21 protein-coding genes and 1 pseudogene are annotated in these 21,047 nt (G+C 71.8%); 6 read left to right on the plus strand and 16 right to left on the minus strand.

Annotation, left to right across the window (positions count from 1 at the left end; all coding sequences use genetic code 11):
- The first annotated feature begins 261 nt into the window (after positions 1 to 261).
- Positions 262 to 864 carry a GNAT family N-acetyltransferase gene (locus ACWDAS_RS15195; protein ID WP_450390093.1) on the plus strand — a complete coding sequence of 201 codons (603 nt, stop codon included), beginning with the start codon at positions 262 to 264 and terminating at the stop codon, positions 862 to 864.
- Between the two features lie 58 nt (positions 865 to 922).
- Here the strand turns inward: ACWDAS_RS15195 and ACWDAS_RS15200 are convergent, their stop codons facing one another.
- The 5 genes from ACWDAS_RS15200 to ACWDAS_RS15220 all read right to left on the minus strand — a co-directional run bounded on the left by ACWDAS_RS15200 (position 923) and on the right by ACWDAS_RS15220 (position 5,921).
- On the minus strand, positions 923 to 1,132 hold the full coding sequence (locus ACWDAS_RS15200) for a hypothetical protein (protein WP_450390095.1): 210 nt from the start codon (positions 1,130 to 1,132) through the stop codon (positions 923 to 925).
- 40 nt (positions 1,133 to 1,172) lie between these two features.
- A complete protein-coding gene (locus ACWDAS_RS15205; protein WP_450390098.1) occupies positions 1,173 to 1,772 on the minus strand; it encodes a YceI family protein in 600 nt (199 codons plus the stop codon).
- 98 nt (positions 1,773 to 1,870) lie between these two features.
- Positions 1,871 to 2,617 (minus strand): SDR family oxidoreductase, encoded by a 747-nt coding sequence (locus tag ACWDAS_RS15210; RefSeq protein ID WP_450390101.1) that lies wholly within the window; start codon positions 2,615 to 2,617, stop codon positions 1,871 to 1,873.
- Between the two features lie 197 nt (positions 2,618 to 2,814).
- On the minus strand, positions 2,815 to 4,515 hold the full coding sequence (locus tag ACWDAS_RS15215) for an L-aspartate oxidase (protein WP_450390637.1): 1,701 nt from the start codon (positions 4,513 to 4,515) through the stop codon (positions 2,815 to 2,817).
- Positions 4,516 to 4,709: 194 nt separating this feature from the next.
- The gene (locus ACWDAS_RS15220) at positions 4,710 to 5,921 is read right to left on the minus strand and encodes an NAD(P)/FAD-dependent oxidoreductase (protein ID WP_450390639.1); all 1,212 of its coding nucleotides are present in this window, start codon (positions 5,919 to 5,921) and stop codon (positions 4,710 to 4,712) included.
- Between the two features lie 245 nt (positions 5,922 to 6,166).
- Here ACWDAS_RS15220 and fdxA point away from each other — a divergent pair, with 245 nt between their 5' ends.
- From fdxA to ACWDAS_RS15235, 3 genes are all read left to right on the plus strand, one after another.
- Positions 6,167 to 6,553 carry a ferredoxin gene (gene fdxA, locus ACWDAS_RS15225; RefSeq protein WP_450390104.1) on the plus strand — a complete coding sequence of 129 codons (387 nt, stop codon included), beginning with the start codon at positions 6,167 to 6,169 and terminating at the stop codon, positions 6,551 to 6,553.
- A gap of 202 nt (positions 6,554 to 6,755) precedes the next feature.
- Positions 6,756 to 7,166 carry an N-acetyltransferase family protein gene (locus ACWDAS_RS15230; RefSeq protein ID WP_450390107.1) on the plus strand — a complete coding sequence of 137 codons (411 nt, stop codon included), beginning with the start codon at positions 6,756 to 6,758 and terminating at the stop codon, positions 7,164 to 7,166.
- Between the two features lie 19 nt (positions 7,167 to 7,185).
- Positions 7,186 to 8,034: a PP2C family protein-serine/threonine phosphatase gene (locus ACWDAS_RS15235; RefSeq protein WP_450390109.1), complete on the plus strand. Its 849-nt coding sequence runs from the start codon at positions 7,186 to 7,188 to the stop codon at positions 8,032 to 8,034.
- Between the two features lie 23 nt (positions 8,035 to 8,057).
- On the opposite strand, the gene ACWDAS_RS15240 is transcribed toward ACWDAS_RS15235, so the two are convergent.
- The 9 genes and pseudogenes from ACWDAS_RS15240 to ACWDAS_RS15280 form a co-directional block, all read right to left on the minus strand.
- Positions 8,058 to 8,477, minus strand: a complete 420-nt coding sequence (locus ACWDAS_RS15240; RefSeq protein ID WP_450390112.1) for a hypothetical protein — start codon at positions 8,475 to 8,477, stop codon at positions 8,058 to 8,060.
- Between the two features lie 99 nt (positions 8,478 to 8,576).
- Positions 8,577 to 9,986, minus strand: a pseudogene (locus ACWDAS_RS15245) (2-oxo acid dehydrogenase subunit E2); the annotation flags it as partial.
- On the minus strand, positions 9,944 to 12,631 hold the full coding sequence (aceE, locus tag ACWDAS_RS15250; RefSeq protein ID WP_450390114.1) for a pyruvate dehydrogenase (acetyl-transferring), homodimeric type: 2,688 nt from the start codon (positions 12,629 to 12,631) through the stop codon (positions 9,944 to 9,946). The gene aceE and the pseudogene ACWDAS_RS15245, both read right to left, overlap by 43 nt.
- A 148-nt stretch (positions 12,632 to 12,779) precedes the next feature.
- Entirely contained in the window at positions 12,780 to 13,523 is a 744-nt protein-coding gene (locus tag ACWDAS_RS15255) for an SDR family oxidoreductase (RefSeq protein ID WP_450390117.1), read from the minus strand.
- A gap of 376 nt (positions 13,524 to 13,899) precedes the next feature.
- On the minus strand, positions 13,900 to 14,856 hold the full coding sequence (locus tag ACWDAS_RS15260) for an alpha/beta fold hydrolase (RefSeq protein WP_450390120.1): 957 nt from the start codon (positions 14,854 to 14,856) through the stop codon (positions 13,900 to 13,902).
- A 66-nt stretch (positions 14,857 to 14,922) separates the two neighbouring features.
- Positions 14,923 to 15,111, minus strand: a complete 189-nt coding sequence (locus tag ACWDAS_RS15265; RefSeq protein ID WP_450390123.1) for a hypothetical protein — start codon at positions 15,109 to 15,111, stop codon at positions 14,923 to 14,925.
- Between the two features lie 225 nt (positions 15,112 to 15,336).
- Positions 15,337 to 15,909, minus strand: coding sequence for a hypothetical protein (locus ACWDAS_RS15270; RefSeq protein WP_450390126.1), 573 nt, complete (start codon positions 15,907 to 15,909; stop codon positions 15,337 to 15,339).
- 141 nt (positions 15,910 to 16,050) lie between these two features.
- Positions 16,051 to 16,392, minus strand: coding sequence for an ArsR/SmtB family transcription factor (locus ACWDAS_RS15275; RefSeq protein ID WP_450390129.1), 342 nt, complete (start codon positions 16,390 to 16,392; stop codon positions 16,051 to 16,053).
- A gap of 99 nt (positions 16,393 to 16,491) precedes the next feature.
- Positions 16,492 to 16,986 carry a hypothetical protein gene (locus tag ACWDAS_RS15280; RefSeq protein WP_450390130.1) on the minus strand — a complete coding sequence of 165 codons (495 nt, stop codon included), beginning with the start codon at positions 16,984 to 16,986 and terminating at the stop codon, positions 16,492 to 16,494.
- A 391-nt stretch (positions 16,987 to 17,377) separates the two neighbouring features.
- On the opposite strand from ACWDAS_RS15280, the gene ACWDAS_RS15285 reads away from it, so the two are divergent.
- Both ACWDAS_RS15285 and ACWDAS_RS15290 read left to right on the plus strand, forming a co-directional pair.
- Complete coding sequence (locus tag ACWDAS_RS15285) at positions 17,378 to 18,229, plus strand: GNAT family N-acetyltransferase (RefSeq protein WP_450390131.1); 852 nt, start codon at positions 17,378 to 17,380, stop codon at positions 18,227 to 18,229.
- Between the two features lie 161 nt (positions 18,230 to 18,390).
- Positions 18,391 to 19,665, plus strand: a complete 1,275-nt coding sequence (locus ACWDAS_RS15290; protein WP_450390134.1) for a heparan-alpha-glucosaminide N-acetyltransferase domain-containing protein — start codon at positions 18,391 to 18,393, stop codon at positions 19,663 to 19,665.
- 187 nt (positions 19,666 to 19,852) lie between these two features.
- On the opposite strand, the gene ACWDAS_RS15295 is transcribed toward ACWDAS_RS15290, so the two are convergent.
- Entirely contained in the window at positions 19,853 to 20,392 is a 540-nt protein-coding gene (locus ACWDAS_RS15295; RefSeq protein ID WP_450390136.1) for a GNAT family N-acetyltransferase, read from the minus strand.
- Between the two features lie 47 nt (positions 20,393 to 20,439).
- On the minus strand, positions 20,440 to 21,018 hold the full coding sequence (locus ACWDAS_RS15300; protein WP_450390139.1) for a helix-turn-helix domain-containing protein: 579 nt from the start codon (positions 21,016 to 21,018) through the stop codon (positions 20,440 to 20,442).
- Between the last annotated feature and the right edge of the window lie 29 nt (positions 21,019 to 21,047).

The following is a 21,047-nucleotide window of genomic DNA, read 5'->3' on the forward strand; positions in this document are numbered from 1 at the left end:
CGGAGTCGTGAGCGGTGACGTCCTCGCTCATGGATGTCACGGAATGCCTCCCTGTGGCGTGCCGACGGACGACTGCTCACCAGCTTCGGCGCATCTGCGCCGCCCCGCCCGCTCGTCGTCGTGAGCGAGCCCGTTCGCACGCGGGGCCGTCGTCCCGCGGGGACGGACCTGCGCCGGCAGGAGGAGGCGCCGCGGGGCTGCTGCGGTGGCCCGGAGATAATCTGTTGTCGGCCCGGGCCGCGCCGAGAGAGCATCGCGGGCATGGAAGAGCCTGCCGAAATTCTCCGCTCCGACCGGGTTGAACTGCGCCGATGGCGCCTGAGCGATCTCGATGCCCTGGAACGGGCGATCCGCGAATCCCTGGACCATCTGGTGCCGTGGATGCCCTGGGCGGCCGACCACGACAGACAGGGGACCGCCGAATTCCTGGCCCGGAGCGTGGAGGAGTGGGAGACCGGGCAGGCCTTCGGCTATGCCATCACGTCGGACGGCGCGGTGATCGGCGGCTGCGGCCTCATGCGCCGCATCGGCGAGGGCGGCCTCGAGATCGGCTACTGGCTGCACGTTCGTCGGACCGGACGGGGTCTGGTCACCATGGCCGTGGCGGCCCTCGCCGGCCAGGGTTTCGCGCTGCCGGGCATCGGCCGTCTGGAGATCCATCACGACGCCGCCAACCCGGCCAGTGGCGCCGTCGCCCGTCGCCTGGGGTTCACCGAGATCGAACGCGTACCGAGGCCGGAGGGGCCGTCCGCCCCCGGCGAAGTGGGGATCGAGGTGGTCTGGCGGATGACCGCGGACCAGTGGCGGGCGAACGCCGGCGCCGCGCCCCTGAGCGGATCGACCGGGAGTACGAGCGGCCGCTGAACGTCGCGGCGCCTGCCCGCGGGGTCTCGCGTACGCCAGGCGGATCGCGGATGCCCGCTCAGGCTTCTTCGCCCGTGGCGGTTTCCGGGAGGACCTCCGAACGGGGAAGCCGGTGCAGCGCGTCGGCGACGGCGGTCATCCGCGCGCCGAGGTCCGCGAGTTCCTGGCGGAGCTCTCTGACACGCGTCTCCAGCTGGACGGCTTGAGCGGCCAGCGCCATGGCGATGGCCGTGACATCGGGCTGGTTCTCTGCGGCTGGGGTCATCATGTGCCCTTCCTCGACGGAGCCGTAGCGGGCCGTGCGATCGTCAGGCGGCGGCTTCCGGGCCGAGCCGCACCGCGGAGATGTCGAGCGTCAGCTTGACCTTGTCGCTGATCAGAAGGCCGCCCGACGCCAGGGGCGCGTTCCAGTCGAGGCCCCAATCGGAACGGTGCAAGGTGGCCGTGCCCTCGAAGCCGACGCGCCTTTGACCGTGGACGTCCCGGCTGGACCCTCCGGACACGAGGTCGATGCGGAGAGGCAGCTCGATGTCCTTGATCCTCAGGTTCCCGGACATGCGGAACCTGCCCTCCCCGTCGGGGACGACCGCGGTGGAGCGGAAAACCATGAGGGGGAACGTCACCGAGTCGAAGAAGTCCGGGCCGGTGAGGTGCGTGTCCCGCTCCCGCACACCCGTGTTCAGACTTCCGGTCTGCACACTCATGTGGGCCTCGGAGCGGGCCGGCCGGCGCCCGTCGAGCTTGAGGAGCCCCTCGAACGCGGCGAATCTCCCGCGCACGTTCGTGATCATGGCGTGCCGGACGGAGAAGCCGAGCGCGCTGTGGACCGGGTCGATGATGTACGCGCCGGTCAGTGCTTCGTGCGGGCCGGTGCCCGGGACGGTGGTTTCCGCGGGATTCCTGAACATGGCGAGTCGATTTTCTTCGTGCTGTTCGGCCGAGGGGACGGCCTTGGTGGACGATGCGGCGGTGGCCCCTGCGGAGGGGCAGGGGCCACCCGCGGGCGTCACCGCTGCCGTGCGAACCAGTCGTCGAACCGGGTCTCGGCGAGGTGCGCGCCGGGACCCGGCACAAGCGAGTCCTCCTGCAGTTCGGAACCGAAGTACCGGGCGTGCGGGTCCGCCACGACCGTGCGGGGGTCGTTGCCGGCCGCCAGCACCTTGCGGACGAGCTCGTCGAACCGGAACACCTCGGGGCCGGCGACCTCCACCACACCGTTGACGGGTGCCCCGACCGCGGCGCGGCCGACGGCGGCGGCCACGTCGTCGGAGTACATGGGCTGGAACTTGACGGGAGCGATGCGCACCGTGTCGCCCTCGGTCGCCGAGTCCGCGATCCCCTGCACGAACTCGAAGAACTGCGTGGCGTGGACGATGGAGTACGGGAGGCCGGACGCCTTGATCAGGTCCTCCTGGGCCTGCTTGGCACGGAAGTAACCGTTGTCGGGGAGCCTGTCGGTGCCGACGATGGACAGGGCCACGTAGTGCTGGACCCCGGCCTTCGCCGCCGCCCCCAGGAGGTTGGAGGTGCAGGTGTGGAAGAAGTTCATCACGGCCTCGTCCTCGTACGAGGGCGAGTTGGACACGTCGACCACGACCTGCGCACCCTGCAGGACCTCGGCGAGTCCCTCGCCCGTCAGCGTGTTGACGCCGGTGTTGGGCGAGGCCGGGACCGCCTCGTGCCCGTGCTCGTTGAGCTTGCCGACCAGCTTCGAGCCGATGAGCCCGGTTCCGCCGATCACTACGACCTTCATGATGGAGTCCTCTCGGAAGTTCTTGTGCGGCGGGCATTTCCGGTCGCCCACCGTCACCGGTCGAATGGGTTCCCTGCACAGACCGGGCAGTGGCACTGTTTGTGACAGGGGCCCGCGGGCGCACGGGGAATTCCCCCACATGGACGCGGGCGGATTCCCGGATGCGCGGGCTCGCGCCGGGTGCGCGAGCCCGGGCGTCACTCGGCGAGCTTTCCCTCGGTCGACACTTCCTCCATCAGGGAGGAGATCTCGTCCGGGACGGCCGGGATGCTCTCGCGGGTGACACCGGTGGCCGGGGACCACACGAGGTTGACCTGCAGGGCGGGATCCATGTCCGGGAAGTCGCTGCGGTTGTGGCAGCCGCGGGTCTCACGCCGCTCCAGCGCCGATTCGAGCGTGGCCCGTGCGGCCAGGGCGGCGGACTTGAGATCGAAGGCGTGTGCGAGGTCCTGGTAGCCGGCGATGTCGGGGTGGACGCCGACGGACTCCATCCGCTTCTCGATCACGTCGAGCTCCGCCAGCCCGGCCCGCAGCCCCTCGTCGTCGCGCACGACCCCCGCGTGCTCGGTCATGGTGTTGCGGATGGCGCGCTGCAGGGCGCGGACGTTCTCCGGCCCGTCCGCCGCGAGGAGGTCCTCGACCTCGGCCCGGGCCTGTGCCACGGCCGACGCCGACCGCGGCTGCGAGGTCAGTGCCTGCGAGTAGGCGGCGGCCGCCTGCCCCGTGATCCGGCCGAAGACCAGCAGCTCGATGAGGCTGTTGCCGCCCAGCCGGTTCGCGCCGTGCAGCCCGCTGGACGCCTCACCGATGGCGTACAGGCCGCGGACATCGGTGCTGTGGTCCTCGGGCCGTACCCAGACCCCGCCCATCGAGTAGTGCGCGGTGGGCGCGATCTCGATCGGGTCGCGGGTGATGTCCAGCATCTGCAGGTCCAGCAGGGTCTGGTAGACCCGGGGGAGCCGCGTCATGATCGTCTGTCGGGGCAGGTGGGAGACGTCGAGCCACACGGCCCCCTTGGGGGTTCCGCGGCCCTCCTTGATCTCCGTGTAGGAGGCGAGGGCCACGCGGTCGCGGGTGGAGAGCTCCATGCGCTCGGGGTCGTAGCGGGTCATGAACCGCTCTCCGAGCGCGTTGCGCAGGATTCCGCCCTCACCGCGCGCGGCCTCGCTGACGAGGGTGCCGGCCGCGTTCTCCGGCTCGATGATCCCGGAGGGATGGAACTGCACCAGCTCGGCGTCGCGCAGACGGGCCCCGGCGTCCACGGCCAGGCGGAACGAGTCGCCGGTGTTCTCGTCGCGTCGTGAGGACGTGCGCCGCCAGATGCGCGTGTGGCCGCCCGCCGCGAGGATGACCGCATCGGCATGGATGAGGTAGCGCGTGCCGTCGGTGAGGTCGAAGCCGTAGGCGCCGAAAACGGCGCCGTCGTGCACCAGGAGCCGGGTGATGTAGACGCCGTCGAGCACCGGGATGTCGAGCTGCTCGGCGCGCCGGATGAGGGTGCGCTGGATCTCCAGGCCGGTGTAGTCGCCGGCGAAGGCGGTGCGCCGGAACTTGTGCGCGCCGAAGAAGCGCTGCGATATCCGGCCGTCCTCCTCCCTGGCGAAGGTCATGCCGTACCGCTCCAGGTCGTCGATGCCGAGGGCGGCGCCCCGGGTGACGATCTCCACGGTGCGGGGATCGGCGAGCAGGTAGCTCTCCTTGAGGGTGTCGGCGGCATGCTGCTGCCAGCTGTCCTCGGGGTCCATCGTGGCCAGCGCCGCGTTGATTCCTCCGGCGGCGAGTGCCGTGTGGGCATCGTCCTTCGGCCGTTTGCCGACGGCGAGGACGTCGACACCGGCCTCGGCCAGTTCGATTGCCGCCCGCAGTCCGGCTCCGCCGGTGCCGATCACCAGCACCATGGTGGACAGACGTCGTTCGGTGATAGCCACGCTCTGCTCCGATCCTCTTGGTGGTCATTGACTAAGACCGAGCGATCCGGGCATTTGTGACAGCGTTCCGCCGCAGCTCAGGGGCCTCGCGCGCGGGCGCGGAAAGCGCCGTGGGCGAGGGACGCGCCGCGATGCGGTCGTCCCTCGCCCACGTGGCCGGAACGTCAGGCCAGGACGTGGTCCAGGGGGACGTCGGGGTCGGCGAGGAGCGCGTCGTCGACCTCGGAGCGGGAGGTGATCAGAGTCCTGATCGGCTCGACCACGTCCCACACGTTGACGTTCATGCCCGCCAGCACGCGGTTCCCCGCCATCCAGAAGGCGACGAACTCCCGTGCGGCCCGGTCCCCCCGGAAGACCACGCGGTCGTAGCCCCCGGGTTCGGCGTAACCCGTGTACTCCATGCCGAGGTCGTACTGGTCCGTGTAGAAGTACGGCAGCCGGTCGTAGACGGCGTCGGCGCCGAGCATGCTCAGCGCGGCCGTGCCCGGCTGGTTCAGCGCGTTGGCCCAGTGCTCGACGCGGATGTGGCGGTCGAGGAACGGGTGGTAGGCGTTGGCGACGTCCCCCGCGGCGTAGACGTCGGGCACCGAGGTCCGCAGGTGCGCGTCGGTGACGATGCCGTTGCGCACGTCCAGCCCGGCCGCCTCGGCGAGTTGGACGTTGGGCGTGATGCCGACACCGACGACCACGGCGTCCGCGGCGAGCCGGGTGCCGTCGGCGAGCCGGACCCCGTCCGCGCGGCCGTCCGCACCGGTGATGCGCTCGACCTGCACATGGGGACGCAGGTCGACGCCGTGATCGGCGTGAAGGGCGGCGAAGACCTCGGCTGCCTCACGCCCCAGGACGTTCAGCAGCGGCAGCTCCGCGTGCTCCAGCACCGTCACCTCCGCCCCGGCCAGCCGGGCGGCCGCAGCGGTCTCCAGGCCGATCCATCCGGCGCCGATGACGACGATCCTGGCGCCCGGGGTGAACGCCGCCTTGAGCCGTTCACTGTCGCCCACACGGCGCAGGTAGAGCACACCGTCCAGATCCGCTCCGGGCACGGGCAGACGACGCGGGGACGAACCGGTGGCCAGGAGCAGCTTCGTGTAGGGCATGCGGCGCCCGCCGTCGAGTTCCGCCTCCCGGGCTCCCGGGTCGAGAGTGGTCACCGCCGTGCCCAGGAGCAGGTCGACGTCGTGCTTGTCGTACCAGTCGTCGGGATGTACGTAGATCGAGTCGCGCGCCTCCTTGCCGAGCAGGTAGCCCTTGGAGAGCGGCGGGCGGAGGTAGGGCTTCTCCCGTTCGTCGCCGACGATGACGATCCGGCCGTCGTAGCCGTGCTCCCGGAGCGCCTCCGCCGCCTTGCCCGCGGCCAGACCGGCTCCGACGATCATGAAAGTGTTCACAGGGGACACAATGCGCCTCAATTCGGGTGTCGCATGCTGCGAGCCATGTACGGAGAGTCAACCACCAGACCGCTCGCGACCCCGTTCTGTGACACCGCGCGTCCCGCCGTCGGCCCGTGGAATACGCCCCACTGTCACAACGTCCCGGGCTTCCCGGTCATACCCCTGGTCGAAGTACGACCGCGGCAGCCGGCGCACCGGTGATCGACTCCGCTGCGACGAAGGAGGACAAGATGACCTACGTCATTGCGCAGCCTTGCGTCGACGTCAAGGACAGAGCGTGTGTCACCGAATGCCCGGTGGACTGCATCTACGAAGGCAACCGGACGCTCTACATCAACCCGGAGGAGTGTGTGGACTGCCGCGCGTGCGAGCCGGTCTGCCCCGTCGAGGCCATCTTCCACGAGGACGACCTCCCCGAGCGGTGGGCCCGGTACACATCCGTCAACGCCGAGTACTTCGTGCCGTCCCGCGGTGAACGGGGCCGGCCGTCCGCCGGCGACGGTGACCACCCCCTGGTCGCCCAACTGCCCCCGCAGCGCTCGCGGAAGAAGGACATGGCCGTCTTCGCCATAGGCAAGGAAGAGGCTGCCGAAGCCGACCTCTGGTTCCCGTCGTGACCGGCACCGGACGGTGCCGCCGCACGGCGTTCCGGGGAGACGAGGCCCGGTGATGTCCCCCGAACGGGCACTGCGGTGGAACAGCGGGCCCGCGCGGTACGGATCCCGGGTCGTCGAAATGGGCCCCCGGGACATCGAACGTGCCGTGGCGATGCACCGCAGATGCTCGACCCACACTCTGTGGCGGCGGTACCACAGGGCGATGGGCGACCCCCGGACGTACCTGCGCACTTTGCTGGTCCGACCAGGGGCCGTGCACCTCGCCGTGCAGCACACGGCCGGTGACATCGTCGCCGTGGGGCACCTGATGCCGGACCGGAAGGACAAGGGGAACGCGGAGGCGGCGCTCCTCGTCGAGGACGCGTGGCAGAACAACGGTCTCGGCTCTCTCCTCCTGCGCCACCTCGGGCACCGCGCCGTCAGCGGCGGGTGGAAGGAGGTCTACGGGCTCGTACTGCCCGGTGACGAGAGGATTCCCGCCATCCTGTCGCACGCCTCCGTACCGATCCACTCCCTGTACGAGGAGGGCATGACGACCGTCTGGGCCGAGACCGGTGACATCGCGGCCGCGGGGGTCCCACCGGCCCCCGACGAGTGGGGAGTTACTTCTTGAGTGCGGAGTGCAGGGCTACATGGACGGGAAGCTGATCGGTTCGGGGGCACGGGGCGATCGGACGCGTGACGACCTGCTGCGCAGGCACCCGGCGCCGGCCACGGCGGCCATGGGGCCCGACACGCTGATGCCCCAGGGGAACGCAGGCCTGGAACGCGGGCTCCTCCCGACGCCGGCACTGCGCGGGGACGACTTCCTCGTGGCCGTACGCTACGAACCGGGGCGGTCCCACGCGATCTTGAGCGGTGACTTCTACGACGTCGTGCAGACCGAGGACTCCACCGTCCACGTCATCATGGGGGACGTCTCCGGACATGGGGCGGCGGAGGCCGCTCTCGCCGTGTGCCTGCGTGTCGCCTGGCGGACAGCCGTGCTGTGCGGCATGACCTCGTTCCAGCAACTACGCCTTCTCGAACGGATCCTGGTCGACGAGCGACCGGACGACGACATATACGCCACCGCGGTCTCGCTGGTGTTCCCACCGGGGGGCCTCTACGTGAGAGCGGTGAACGCGGGCCACCCGGGATTCCTCCTGCGGAGATCCGGGGGAATCCGGTGGATCGAGCCGCCGACCGGCATCGCGCTGGGCTTGTTCCCCGGCCACGAGGACTGGGTGGAGGCGGACATGCAGCTCTGGCCCGGTGACGGCCTGGTCCTCCTCACCGACGGACTGTTCGAGGGAAGGACCGACTCCTCCACGCGGCTCGGTGAGGAAGGTCTCCTGCGGCTGGCCGCCCAGAACGCGCACCTGCCGGCCCAGGAGTTCATCGACGCCCTGGTCGAGGGCGCCGCGTCCAAGGCCGCGCCCTTCGGAGGACCGGCGGACGACGTGACCGTCCTCCACCTGGGCTGGAACGCGTTGCGATGACCTCGCCCGGCGGCGGGCCGCCGTCAGGACCGGGCGGCCCGGATCTGCTTCCGGGCCGTACGGCCGTCGACGAGGCCGAACCCGTCCTGACGGCGCACGACATGCCGGACGTCGTCCGGCGCAGGGCCGCGGACGAACCCGGCCCACCCCTGCGTGGTCGCCTGCCGGAGCACCCACTCGACGGCCTCCGGCTTCACCCCGTACACGTCCTCGTGGACACAGGCCCTGACGGTCGGGGACCACGGCACGCCGCCGTCGAGTTGCGGCCGGTCCACGGCGGGCACCGGCAGGCTGACCTCGGCCCCGGCGAACGCGTGGCTCGCCCCACCGCCGGCGAGGACGGCCCACGGACAGCCCCATGACTCCCAGCCGGCCGACACCGGCGCCGGCGGCATCTCCGCCTGGCGGTCCACGGCCAGGAGCAGGTCGTAGTGGTCACTCACCCCACGCACCCTCGGCCCGGCCCCTGGCAGCGGACCGCGGGGAGGAGACCGGTGCGGTTCCGGGAACGCCGCCGCGCCCCCGGGACCGCACCGGCGGCATCAGGACTCCGAGAGGCTCTCGGCGGGCAGATCGCCGGCGAACACCGCGGCCTCCAGGATCGCCTTGACCGCGGTCAGGTAGCGGGCGGCGTCGGCGCCGTCGACGAGGCGGTGGTCGTACGACAGGGACAGGTGCACCAGGTCGCGGACGCCGATGGCGGGACCCTCGGGGGTGTCGACGACCGCGGGGCGCCTGACCGTGGCGCCGATGCCCAGGATGGCGACCTGGGACGGCGGCACGATGACCGTGTCGAACAGGGCGCCGCGGGAGCCGGTGTTGGAGACGGTGAAGGTGGCGCCCGACACGTCGTCCGGGGCGAGGCCGCCGTCGCGCGCCTTGCCGGCCAGCTCGGCCGTCGCCCTCGCGATGCCGGCGATACTCAGGTCGCCCGCCCCCTTGATGACCGGGGTCATCAGCCCGCGCTCCGTGTCCACCGCGATGCCGACGTTCTCGGTGTCGAAGTACGTGACGGTGCCGTCGTGCTCGTTGATCCGGGCATTGACGACGGGGTGCGCCTTCAGCGCCTGGGCCGCCGCCTTGACGAAGAACGGCATCGGGGAGAGCTTCACACCCTCGCGGGCGGCGAAAGCGTCCTTCGCCCGGGCGCGCAGCCGCATCACCTCGGTGACATCGGCCTCGACGACCGTGGTCAGCTGGGCCTGCTCCTGGAGGGCCTTCTTGAGGTTCTCGCCGATCACCTTGCGAACACGGCTCATCGCGACCGTCCGGCCCCGCAGCGGCGACGCCTCCGGCACCGCAGCCTGCCGACCGGGCTGCGTCGCCGCGACCGCGACCGCGACCGCGTCCGCCGTCGTCCGGACATCCGCCACGGCGTCGACGGAGCCGGCGGCGTGAGCCGGCGCGGCGGGCACTGCCGCCGGGGCCGACGGCTGCGAGGGCCGGGCCGCGTGCGCCGGGACCGGATCGGCGGGTGCCGGCGGCGTGGGCGCCGGGGCCTCCTGCACGGGAGCCTCCCGCGCGGGGGACGGCGGGACGGGTGCCGGGGCCGGCGCGGCGGCATCCGGCTCGCCGATTACGGCGAGTTCGGCGCCGACTTCGGCGGTGTCGTCCTCCTTGACGATGATCTGCAGGACCACGCCCGAGGCGGGGGAGGGGATCTCGGTGTCCACCTTGTCGGTGGAGACCTCCAGCAGGGGCTCGTCGGCCTCGATCGTGTCGCCGACCTGTTTCAGCCATCGGGTGACCGTGCCCTCGGTGACGCTCTCGCCGAGGGCCGGCAGGGTTACGGAAACGGTCATGTCTTCGGTTGCTCCTCTTGCATCGGCAGGGCGCCGCGGCACCCTCGTTCTCTCCGGGCCCGCGGTCCGCGGGTTCACCTCCGGCGCGCCGCGTGTGCCACGGGGCGTCACGCCTGCCAGTCGTAGCGATCGCGGGCCTTCGCGACCGTCTCCGGGGCGACCGCGCCGGCCCGCGCCAGCCGGTCCAGGGCGGCCACCACGATCGACTCGGCGTCCACCCGGAAGTAGCGGCGCACCGCTTCTCGTGTGTCCGACAGGCCGAAGCCGTCCGTGCCGAGGGACGAGTAGTCCTGCTCGATCCACTGGCTGATCTGATCGGGCACCTGCCGCATCCAGTCGCTGACCGCCAGCACGGGCCCGTCCGTGCCCGACAGCGCCGCGGTCACGTACGGGACGCGCTCCTCGCCGCGCAGCCGCGCCCTGTCGGCGCTCAGCGCGTCGCGCCGCAGTTCCGTCCAGGAGGTCACCGACCAGACGTCGGCGTGCACCTCCCACTGGGAGGCGAGGAGTTCCTGGGCCTCCAGCGCCCAGTGGATCGCCGTGCCCGAGGCCAGCAGCTGGATCCGCGGCCCGGCGCCGGGGGACGCCGACGGCCGGAAGCGGTACATGCCGCGGAGGATGCCCTCCTCGACCGACGGCCCGGGGGGCATGGCCGGCTGCCGCTTGGGCTCGTTGTAGACCGTCAGGTAGTAGAAGACGTCCTCGGGCCGGTCGCCGTACATCCGCCTCAGCCCCTCCCTGACGATCACCGCGATCTCGAACGCGAAGGCGGGGTCGTAGCTCACTGCGGCCGGATTGGTGGAGGCCAGCAGGTGGGAGTGCCCGTCGGCGTGCTGCAGGCCCTCGCCGGTCATCGTCGTGCGACCGGCCGTCGCGCCGATCGCGAATCCGCGTCCCAGCTGATCGGCCAGGGCCCAGAACTGGTCGCCCGTCCGCTGGAACCCGAACATGGCGTAGAAGATGTAGAAGGGGATCATGGGTTCGCCGTGCGTGGCGTAAGACGTCGCGGCGGCCGTGAACTCGGCCAGTGACCCGGCTTCGGTGATGCCCTCGTCGATGAGCTGGCCGTTCTCGGCCTCCCGGTAGTGCAGCAGCTGGCCGGCGTCGACCGGGTCGTAGTTCTGGCCCGCCGGCGAGTAGATCCCGGCCGTCGGGAACAGGGACTCCATTCCGAACGTACGCGCCTCGTCGGGGACGATCGGCACCCAGCGCCGCCCCGTCTCCTCGTCGCGCATCAGGTCCTTGACCAGCCGGACGAGCGCCATGGTGGTGGCCACCTCCTGCTTGCCGAAGCCCTTCTGCAGGGCCTCGAAGGGGCCGGTCGGCGGCTGCTTCAACGGCTTGGCCACCACCGTGCGCACCGGGGCGGGGCCGCCCAGGGCGGCGCGCCGGTCACGCAGGTACCGCACCTCCTCCGAGTCCTCGCCGGGGTGCCAGTACGGCACCAGGTCCCCGCTCAGCGCGCTGTCCGGGATGGGCAGTTCCAGTGCGTCGCGCATCCGGCGGAACTGGGCCGTGGTCAGCTTCTTCATCTGGTGGTTGGCGTTGCGCGACTCGAAGTCCGAGCCCAGCGTGTGTCCCTTGACCGTCTGGGCGAGGACGACGGTCGGCTGCCCCCGGTGCTCGACGGCGGCCCGGTAGGCGGCGTACACCTTGCGGGGCTCGTGCCCGCCACGGGATTCGGCGAACAGCTCCGTGAGCAGGCTGTCGCTCAGGCCGGCGGCGATGCGGGACAGCGCCTCGCCGGTGAAGAAGTGCTCGCGTATGTAGGCGGCGTCGCGCGCGGCGTACGTCTGCATCTGGGCGTCGGGCACCTCGCCGAGACGGCGCACCAGGGCCCCGTCGGCGTCCTGCCCCAGCACGGGGTCCCAGGCCTCGCCCCACAGGGACTTCACCACGTGCCAGCCGGCACCGCGGAACCGGCTCTCGAGTTCCTGCACGATCCTGGAATTCGACCGCACCGGCCCGTCCAGGCGCTGGAGGTTGCAGTTGATCACGAAGGTGAGGTTGTCGAGACCCTCACGCGCGGCGAGCCCCAGCGCGGCCAGCGACTCGGGCTCGTCCACCTCTCCGTCCCCGAGGAAGGCCCACACACGCGAACCCGACGTGTCCTTGATGCCCCGGGCGTGGAGGTAGCGGTTGAACCTGGCCTGGTAGACGGCGGCGAGAGGGCCGAGGCCCATGGAGACCGTCGGGAACTCCCACAGCCACGGCAGCCGCCTGGGGTGCGGGTAGGACGGCAGACCGTGGCCGTCGGCCTCCCGCCGGTAACCGTCCAGCTGTTCCTCGCGCAACCGTCCCTCCAGGAACACGCGCGCGTAGATGCCGGGCGACGCGTGTCCCTGCACGTACAGCTGATCCCCGGAGCCTCCCTCGCCCTTTCCCCGGAAGAAGTGGTTGAACCCGACCTCGTACAGCCATGCCGCCGACGCGTAGGTCGCGATGTGGCCGCCGAGGCCCAGACGTGAAGCACGGCTCACCATCGCCGCCGCGTTCCACCTGTTCAGTGCGGTGATCCGGGACTCCATGGCGATGTCGCCGGGGAAGGCCGGCTGGGACGACGCGGGGATCGTGTTGATGTAGTCGGAGGAGAGGAGCCCGGGCAGGGTGACCCCGGAGGCGGCCGCGTACTCGTGCACACGCCGCAGCAGGTACACCGCGCGCTCGGGTCCGGCGTGCCTGATGACGGCGTCGAGTGAGGCCCGCCATTCCGCGGTCTCCTCGGTGTCGCGGTCGGGCAGCTGGTCGAGCTCGCTTGTCGGGGAGACGTGTGCGGACTGTGCCGGATCACTCATGACGGCCTTCCTGCCGGGGGTTGAGAGGGGATGACGGCGACCGCGGGGAGGAACCCGCCGACGGCGGCCGTCAAAGAGTCGAAGAGTCGGAGAGTCGGGGAGTCGGGTAGGGGCATGTGCGACGGACGCGCGGTCGGCACCGCGGGTGTCACCGCTGCGTGAGCCACTCACCGAATGTCGTGGAGCCCACGCGCGCGTGCGCCCCGGGGAGCAGCGTCCGTTGCTGCAGCTCGGCGCCGAAGAACCAGGCGTGCGGGTCGGTGATGACGTCCCGGGTGTCGCCCCTGGCAGCCAGCAGCCTCGCGGTGAGTTCGTCGAGGCGGTGCTCGTCCGGGCCCGCGATCTCGAGGGTGTCGAACAGCGGCACTCCGACGGCGACGTGGGCGACCGTGGTGGCGACGTCGTCGGCCGACACGGACCGCACCAGGGCGGGCGCGACGCGCACGCCGCCGTCCCTGTGCTCCTCCGCGAGGGCCATGGCCTCGACGCATTCGAACGACGGCGTGGCACGGACGATCGAATGGGGGATCGGAGAGTTCCGTACCTGGTCCTCCAGCAGCAGCTTCGCGCGGAAGTAGCCGGACCGCAGCCGCTCGGCCCCCACCACGGAGAGGACCACGTGCTGTTCGACCCGCGCCGCCTCCGAGGCGGCCAGAAGGCCGGTGGTGGCCGTGCGGAAGAACTGGAGGCTGACCCGTTCGGCCGGCGAGGGCGCGTCGGTGACGTCCACGACGACGTCCGCGCCACGCAGTGCGTCGTCGAGCTCATCTCCCGTGGTGGAGTCAGGGCCGTCGCGGCGTGGCACGGGGACGACCTCGACACCGTGGTCCCGCAGCCTGGCGACCGTCCTGGAGCCGATCAGGCCGGTGGCCCCCGCGACAACGACTCTCATCCGGCTCCCCCTTCTCCCGGGGTCGGCGACCCCACTGGTGTCCTCGTGACGGCCGATCCGGCCGGTCCACCACCTGTGACCGCGCCGGTGCCGTCGTTGTGACACCGTTCCGGGAGCTCGTGGGGGAGGCGGGGAGTGGGCCGGGCGGGGCAGGTGGGCGACGCCGTGACCGCTGAGGAAGTGATCGCGGTTGCGGCGGGGCTCAGCCGCCCGCTGCCGGGGGCCATTTGGTGGTTTGCCGAGCGGATGAGCCCGCGTCTGATCCGGCGGGTATGCGGACGGCCCGGCCGTGAAGGGGGGCCTGTGACCTGTGTCGTGGCCGGCGGGTCGGACATCGGCTCGCCGGCCGCGCTTCCCCATGGACCGGCCGGCCGGCTTACGGCTCTCGATCCGTCGCGGGCGTCGACCGCGTGACGAAGTCGCCCACCGTGGCGGCGAATTCCTCGGGACGCTCAAGATGGGCCAGGTGGCCGGTCTCATCGAGGACGGCGAGCCGGGCCCCGGGGATCGCCTCGTGGATCATCCGCGCCCATCGCGGTCCGCAGATGAAGTCCTGCGCGCCGACCAGGACCAGCGTGGGCGCCGTCACGGCCGGCAACTCCTTCCGGACGTCGAAGGCGGGGCTCTCGCCGCGTGAGGGACCCGAATACATGCGCAGCGACCCACGCGCGGGCCCGAACTCGTCCTCCCGCCCCCAGTAGTCGAAGACGTACGCCGGCAGCATCGTACGGAGGACCTCGGTCGCCGCGTCGTCGTCGAGCCGGTCGAGCGGCGCGGTGAGCGACTCCACGTAGCGGGCCACCTCGGGGTGTTCGGCGAGGTGACGTGCGGCGAACCGCTCCATATTGGAGACGGCATCGGCCCAGAAGTCCTCACCGGTCACCGGCGACGTGTCGTACAGGACCAGCGAGGCGACGCGCTCCGGGTGGTCCAAGGCGTACCGCTGGGCGACGAAGCCGCCGTACGAATGACCGAGCAGCGTGACCTTCGGCTGTGCGAGGTGGTCGATCACAGCGTTCAGGAAGTGTGTGTACGTGGCCATGTTGTAGTCACGTGCGTCGGGAAGGCGCCCGGATCCGCCGGTGCCGACGGGCTCCAGGTACACCATCGTGAGGTGGCGCTCCAGGAGCGGTGCACGGAGATACTCCCAGCTGATGCCGGGGCCGCCCGAATAGGCGATGCACACGGGGCCCTTCGTGCCGGCGACGTGATACCGCTGCGGTACGAGGGACGACTTGTGGCGGACGTCGATCGTGTGGGTGCCCGGCGCGAGGGGTGAGCCGGCACTGCTGGCGGCACCGGGGAGAGTCGCGGGTTCGGTGGAAGCATTCACACTGTCCAAATGTTGTGTCACAGTGTCAGTCTACTGAAGAAGGTGTCATTCCCTTCGGGCCGTCACTCACGCCGGCGAGTGACGGCCCGGGCCCGGCAGGCGGCGGAGGGTGTCGGTGACGGTGTCCAGCCGTGCGTCCACCGCGGTGATCTCCTGGCGGAGGCGGCGGATGTGTGCCTCCAGGGACGTGGCCTCCGCGGCGAGCGACATGACGGTCGCCTGGAGGTCGGGGGCGGCATCGGTGTTCCGGAGCATGGGGGCCCTTCTGGACGGACGGTTCGGCCGGTCGAGACGGAACGACCGGAGGAACCGGATGCCTGCGCATCCGTTCCTCCGACCGCTCTCCGCAGCCCGTGGCGCGGATCATGCACAGTCTCGACAGGGCAGCCGCCCGGATTGTGACACCGCGGAGCGCCGGGGAGCAGCCGCCCCGGGCGGGGCGGCTGCGCAGGCCCGTCTCGGCCGGGCGTCCCGGTTCCGTCAGACGGCGGCGCGGTACAGGCCGCGTCCGGCCCGCCGGACCCTGGAGGCGCCGACCAGCCGGTCGAGCGTGCTGCGGACCGCGTTGATGCTTCCCGCGCTCTCGTCCCGGCCGAGAGCGGAGGCGACGTCCCGCGCCCTGACCTCCGCGCCACCCGTGGTGGCCAGGTATTCGAGAATCTGCTCCGTCAGCCTGCCGTAGTTGCCGGCCGCGGACAGGCCGCCGCTGTCATCCGCCGTGCGGTTCCGCCGCGGAGTCGCGGGGTGCCCGGCCGGCTCGGCGGACGTGCGCTCCGGCGCCTCGGCATCGTCCGCCGTGTGCTCGGCCTCTTCACCGGCGGCAGCGGGAGGCTGCCGGTCCTCCTCGCGGACACCGGCGGCCGCGGCGAGGGGAGCGGTGAGCTTCAGATGGCTGAGAGCGCCCAGAGCCCTGCGTACCGACCCGAGGTGCGCGACGACCGCAGCCAACTCCCTTTCGAGGGCCTGCTTCTGCATTTCGAGACGCTGCAATTCCCCCTGCAGGGCCCCGGCCGTGACCTGGAGATCCTCGGTCGTGTGCGCCGCTGAGACCATGTGTCCTCTCATTCCCGGCCCTCGTGCCGGACTCGGCATCGCACGGGCCAACGTGTGCGGACACAGATTAGTACGGGGGAACAAGCCCTTCAGGGGCATTGCGCGTGCCCGGGGCGGACGGGCCCCGCCGCCCGCGGGACTCTAGGACTCGACCTCGGTGACGTGGTCGCCGACATCGTCCGCGTCGGCCGCCGCCAGCAGGGACTGGGTCAGACCGGGGAACCGTGCGTCCAGCTCGGCGCGGCGCAGCGTGACGTAGCAGCGAGTGCCCTCCTGGCGGGTGCGGGTGATACCGGCCTCGCGCAGGATCTTCAGGTGGTGGCTGAGCGTGGACTTGGCGACGGGTGCCCGGAGTTGGCCCCATCCGCGCTCCTTGCCGTCGGCGAGGACCCGGACGATCCCGATCCGCGTCGGATCGCTGAGCGCGGAGAGGAGGCGCGGCAGGGTCATCTCCCCCGGCTCCGGGGAGTGCTGGTCCGGCATGGAGTCACGATAACCCGACTGTTCGATCGATGTCGAACCTCTCCCCGCGCCGCCGCGAGGCGTCCGGCCACGGCCGGTGGCGGACCGGTCACCGGTGGGTCAGGAGGGGTGCGCCCGGTAGAGGCCGCGGCCCGCGCGCTGGATGCGCGAGGCTCCCACCAGGCGGTCCAGTGTGCTGCGGACGGCGTTGATGCTGCCGTTGTCGCGGTCACGGCCGAGGGCCGCGGCGACGTCGCGAGCGCGGACTTCGAGGCCACCGGCCTTGTCGAAGAAGTCCATGATCTGCTCGGTGAGCTTCCCGTACGACGTCGTGCCGGGCTCGTCGGATTCCGCCGGCCGCTCGGCGGGGGCCGGGGCCCCGGACCGCCCGGGGGGTGCGGCGGCCGGGACCTGCGGAGCGGTGGCGGCGGACCCGGCCTTGCCCATGACGGCCTCAAGGGTGCCGAGAGCCTGCTGCACCGAGCCGAGATGCGCCACGACCGCCGCGAGTTCCCTTTCCAGGGCCTGCTTCTGGGCCTCGAGGCGAACCAGCTCCTCATGGAGGCTCTCTGCGGTGATCTCGACGTTACTCGCCGTGTGGGTCACAGAGACCATGCGTTCCCCTCACCTTCAAGCTCTCCTGCCGCGTCCCCGCATGGCCGCACCGCCGCACGCCCGCGTCCACACGGATGCACATGGTGGGATCGTACCTTCGTCGCAGTCTCCGGGTCAGGGTGCGCGCCGGGCGGAGCCGACGGCACGGGCCGGCCGAGTGCCCCGCACTGTTCACATGCCAATTTACGCCCCGGGGGGCACCTGGGGCGTACGAACGACGACCATCACGCCATGGCGGCCGGCGGGCCCGGCGTGCCACCACTCACACGGTAGAGTCACTGCATCTCAGTGCGCGCCGGAAGGTGCACTGTCGATCGGACGACGTGGGACGTGGGCAGCGGTGACATCGGGCCTGACGGACGTCGCGGACGAAGCGGACGGGTTGCTTGCAGTGAACGCACCGCGTGGGGCGCGCACGCCCGGAACGGCGGGCACGCCGGACGCCGTACCCCTCAAGACCGTCGTCGACGCCGAGGACACGGCGCGGGTGACCGCCAACTTCCGTCAGTACCTGATGGGGTGGGGTGCGGCGGAGCGCGGCGCCGGTGACCTCGACCACTTCCGCAGCGGGCTCGCCCAGCCGCAGTTCAACGGTGTGGTCCGGGTGCGGTCCCTGGAGGTGATAGGACAGGCCGTGGCGGCGGCGCGGACCAGGCTCGCGGGCGTCCCCTGGTGGTGGTGGGTCGGCCCGGACAGCCCGGAGGGTACCTCGGCCGCCCTCGCCGGGCACGGCGCCGTGGCGCTCGGCGCGCTCCCGGTGATGGTGCGGCTGCTCGACCGTGACGAGGACCCCGAGGACCCCGAGGACCCCCCGGAGGGGCCGCCGGCCGGTCTGCGGATCGAGACGGTCGGGGGGCCCGGCCGGCTGACGGACCTGGTCCGCACCTACAGCGCCTCCATGGGCGTCGCGCCCGGTCTGGAGGCCGACCTCGTACGGATCGAGGCGCAGCGCGCGGACAACGCCGACATCGTTCGTCTCGCAGCGGTGCTCGACGGCCGCGTGGTGGGTACGACCACAGTGATCACGGCGCACGACGTGGCCGGGATCTTCCTCGTCCATGTGGCCGAGTCCCATCGTCGGCGCGGAGTCGGCGGGGCGCTGACGTCGGCCGCGCTGAGGGTCGGGCGGGAACGCGGGATGCGGCTGGCCGCACTCGTGGCGAGCCCGGCCGGCGAGCCGCTGTACCGGCGCTTCGGCTTCGCCGGGGTCTGCGAGTACCGCCTCTTCACACTGCCCGACTGACCCACCGGCCCCCGGAGCCCGCCTGGACGGCCGCGGGCCGGTCGGCCGGTGACGGCAGGCGCCGTGGGGGTATGAGGGACGTTCGTCCCAGCCACTCGGCGGGGGAAGACCTGACGTTCGCCGGATGGTGCCGAGCGGCGGACGCCACAACTGTGGAGTGCATGACCAACCTTGCCCAGGCCCCGGCTCCCGCCACAGCGCCGGCCACCGTGCCGGCCCCGCGTACACCGGACGGAGCCCGCGCCGGCCGTTTCCGGCTCCGCCCCGCCGCGGCGGGCAGGTTGATCGGCGTGGACCTCGCGCGGGGTCTCGCCGTACTGGGCATGTTCGCGGCTCACGTCGGCCCCGACCCCTCGGTGGGCGGGCCGCTCGGCTGGGTGATGGAGCTGGCCCGGGGCCGCTCGTCCGCGCTGTTCGCGCTCCTCGCCGGATTCTCCCTGGTCCTCCTCACGGGCCGGCCGGAACCGCGCAGGGGACGAGCGGGACGGCAGGCCGTGGGCCGGGTGCTGATCCGGGCCGCCGTACTGATCGTCCTGGGCTACCTCCTGACGGCCCTGGACACCTCCGTCGACGTCATCCTGACCTACTACGGACTCGCCTTCGTCCTCGTACTGCCGCTGTACCGATTGCGGGCCCGCACCCTGGCGCTCATCGCGGCGGCCACGGCGCTCGTCCTGCCCCAGATCCTGTACGTGCTCCGCGTCGCCATCGACGACGGCAACTGGAGCGACACGGTGATCGCGCACGATCCGCTGGCCCGGCTGACCGGCTCCGACGGGATCCTGGAACTGCTGGTCACCGGCGACTACCCGGTGCTGACCTGGGTGTCCTTCCTGGTCGCCGGGATGGCCGTGGCCCGTCTCGACCTGACCAGGCCCGGCGTCCGCGCAAAGGTCGCCCTGTGCGGCGGCGCACTGGCCTCGCTCGGTTACGGCGGCTCCTGGCTGGCCCTGCACTTCGTCCCGGGTGCGCACGCGGCGGTGAGCGCGGCCACGTCCGGGGCGCCGGCCGCGTCGGCCTGGTGGTCGGACACGGTGTCGCAGGCCTATGGGGATCAGGTCGTCGACACCCCGTCCTGGCTGCTGGTGGCCGCGCCGCACAGCCAGACCACCTTCTCGATCCTGGGCAACACGGGTGTCGCGCTCCTGGTGCTGGCCTTCTGCCTCGCCGCGATGGCGCGCTCGGCACGCGTGCGGTGGCTGCCCGCACCCGTGATCGCGGTGGGCTCGATCTCGCTGACCGCCTACGTCGGCCACATCGTCGCCATCAAGGCCGCGGGCGTCGACGATCTGCCGGACTCCGTCTCGCTGCCGGTCCTGCTCTGCTTCGCCGCGGCAGCCATGCTGCTCGCCCTGGCCTGGACCCGGATCTTCCGCCGCGGACCGCTGGAGTACCTGATGCACTCCGCCACCGCCCCCGCCCGCCTGATCACCTGACCGGGCGGGAGTCTCCCCGGGGCCGAGTGAGCGTTCAGGTGTCGTCCCCCCATGCCGAAGTGACGGGAGACCTCCGGCATCGGCCGCGTGGTCACCCGCACCGGCTTGTCGTCGACTCGCCACAGCGCCTGGCGCGAATTCGAGTGGCGTTCCGTGTCCCCCCGTCCCGTGGGCCCCGTGGGACGGGTCAAGCGGACCTCAGCGCCTTGAAGTAGAAGGTCGTCGGGCGCAGCACCCCCGCCGGGTTGGCCGCGTGGCCCGGGACGACGCCGTAGGGGGTCCAGCCGGCGGAGCGGTAGAGGTGCTCGGCCGGGCTGTCGGTCTCGGTGTCGAGCAGCAGCAGACCCGCCCCGGCGTCCGCCGCGGCCTGCTCCGCGACGGTGAGGAGGGCGCGGCCGAGGCCGTGCCCGCGGGCGCGGCGGTGGACCATGAGCTTGAGGACCTCGGCGCGGTGGCGGCCGTTGGGCTTGGCCTCGAGGGCGAGGCTGACCGTGCCGGCGAGGCCGGCGGCGTCGCGGGCGGCCCAGACGGTGAGCCGCCCGTCGGTGACGGCGCCGGCGCGGGTCCGCCACCACGCGAACGCCTCGGCGTGGTGGAAGGGTGCGACGAAGCCGAGGGAGGCGCCGCCTTCGACGGCGTCCACGAGGAGGGCGGCCAGTTCGCCGGCGCAGTCCAGCAGGGCCTCGGGGGAGAGCGGCGCGATCGCGTGCGTGACGGCTTCCTTCATGACGGCTTCCTCGATGTCCTCGATCTGCTCGATCTGCTCGATGTCCTTCAGGGCAGTACGACCACGACGGCGTAGCGCGCCGCGCCCGGGCCCGTGCAGCGGAAGCGCGAGGCGCCCCAGAGGCGGTAGCGCAGACAGTCGCCGGGGCCGAGGTCGTGGGACCGGCCCTGGACGGTGACCTCGAGGGCGCCCTCGCGGACCCACACGTGGTGCTCGAGGCCGGCGACCGGCGGTCCGTCGTACGCGATGTCCGCGCCCGCTCGCAGCACCCCCTCGACGATCTCGGCGCGCAGTCCCGGATGCGGGGGCGAGACGGAGCGCCGTTCGAAGCCGGAGGGCGTGTCGGTCCAGACCCGCTGATCGGCGGCGCGCATGAGCTGCGCGGCCTCGCTCCCGCTCTCGACCTCGGCCAGCAGCTGGGACATGGTGCGCTCGTACACGGTGCACACACGCCCGAGGAGGGTGGCGGTGGGGCTGATCTCGGCGCGTTCCAGCCGGGACAGCGTCGAGCGGCTGATGCCGGTGCGCGCGGCGAGTTCGTCGAGGGACCAGCCGCGCTCGTCGCGCAGTTCGGCGAGGCGCGCGGCGAGCCGGGCGTCGACGGATGCGGGGTCGGGATCTCTCATATCTGGGACAGTATCCTAGATCCGGGACG

The sequence above is a fragment of the Streptomyces sp. NPDC001070 genome (assembly GCF_053598835.1).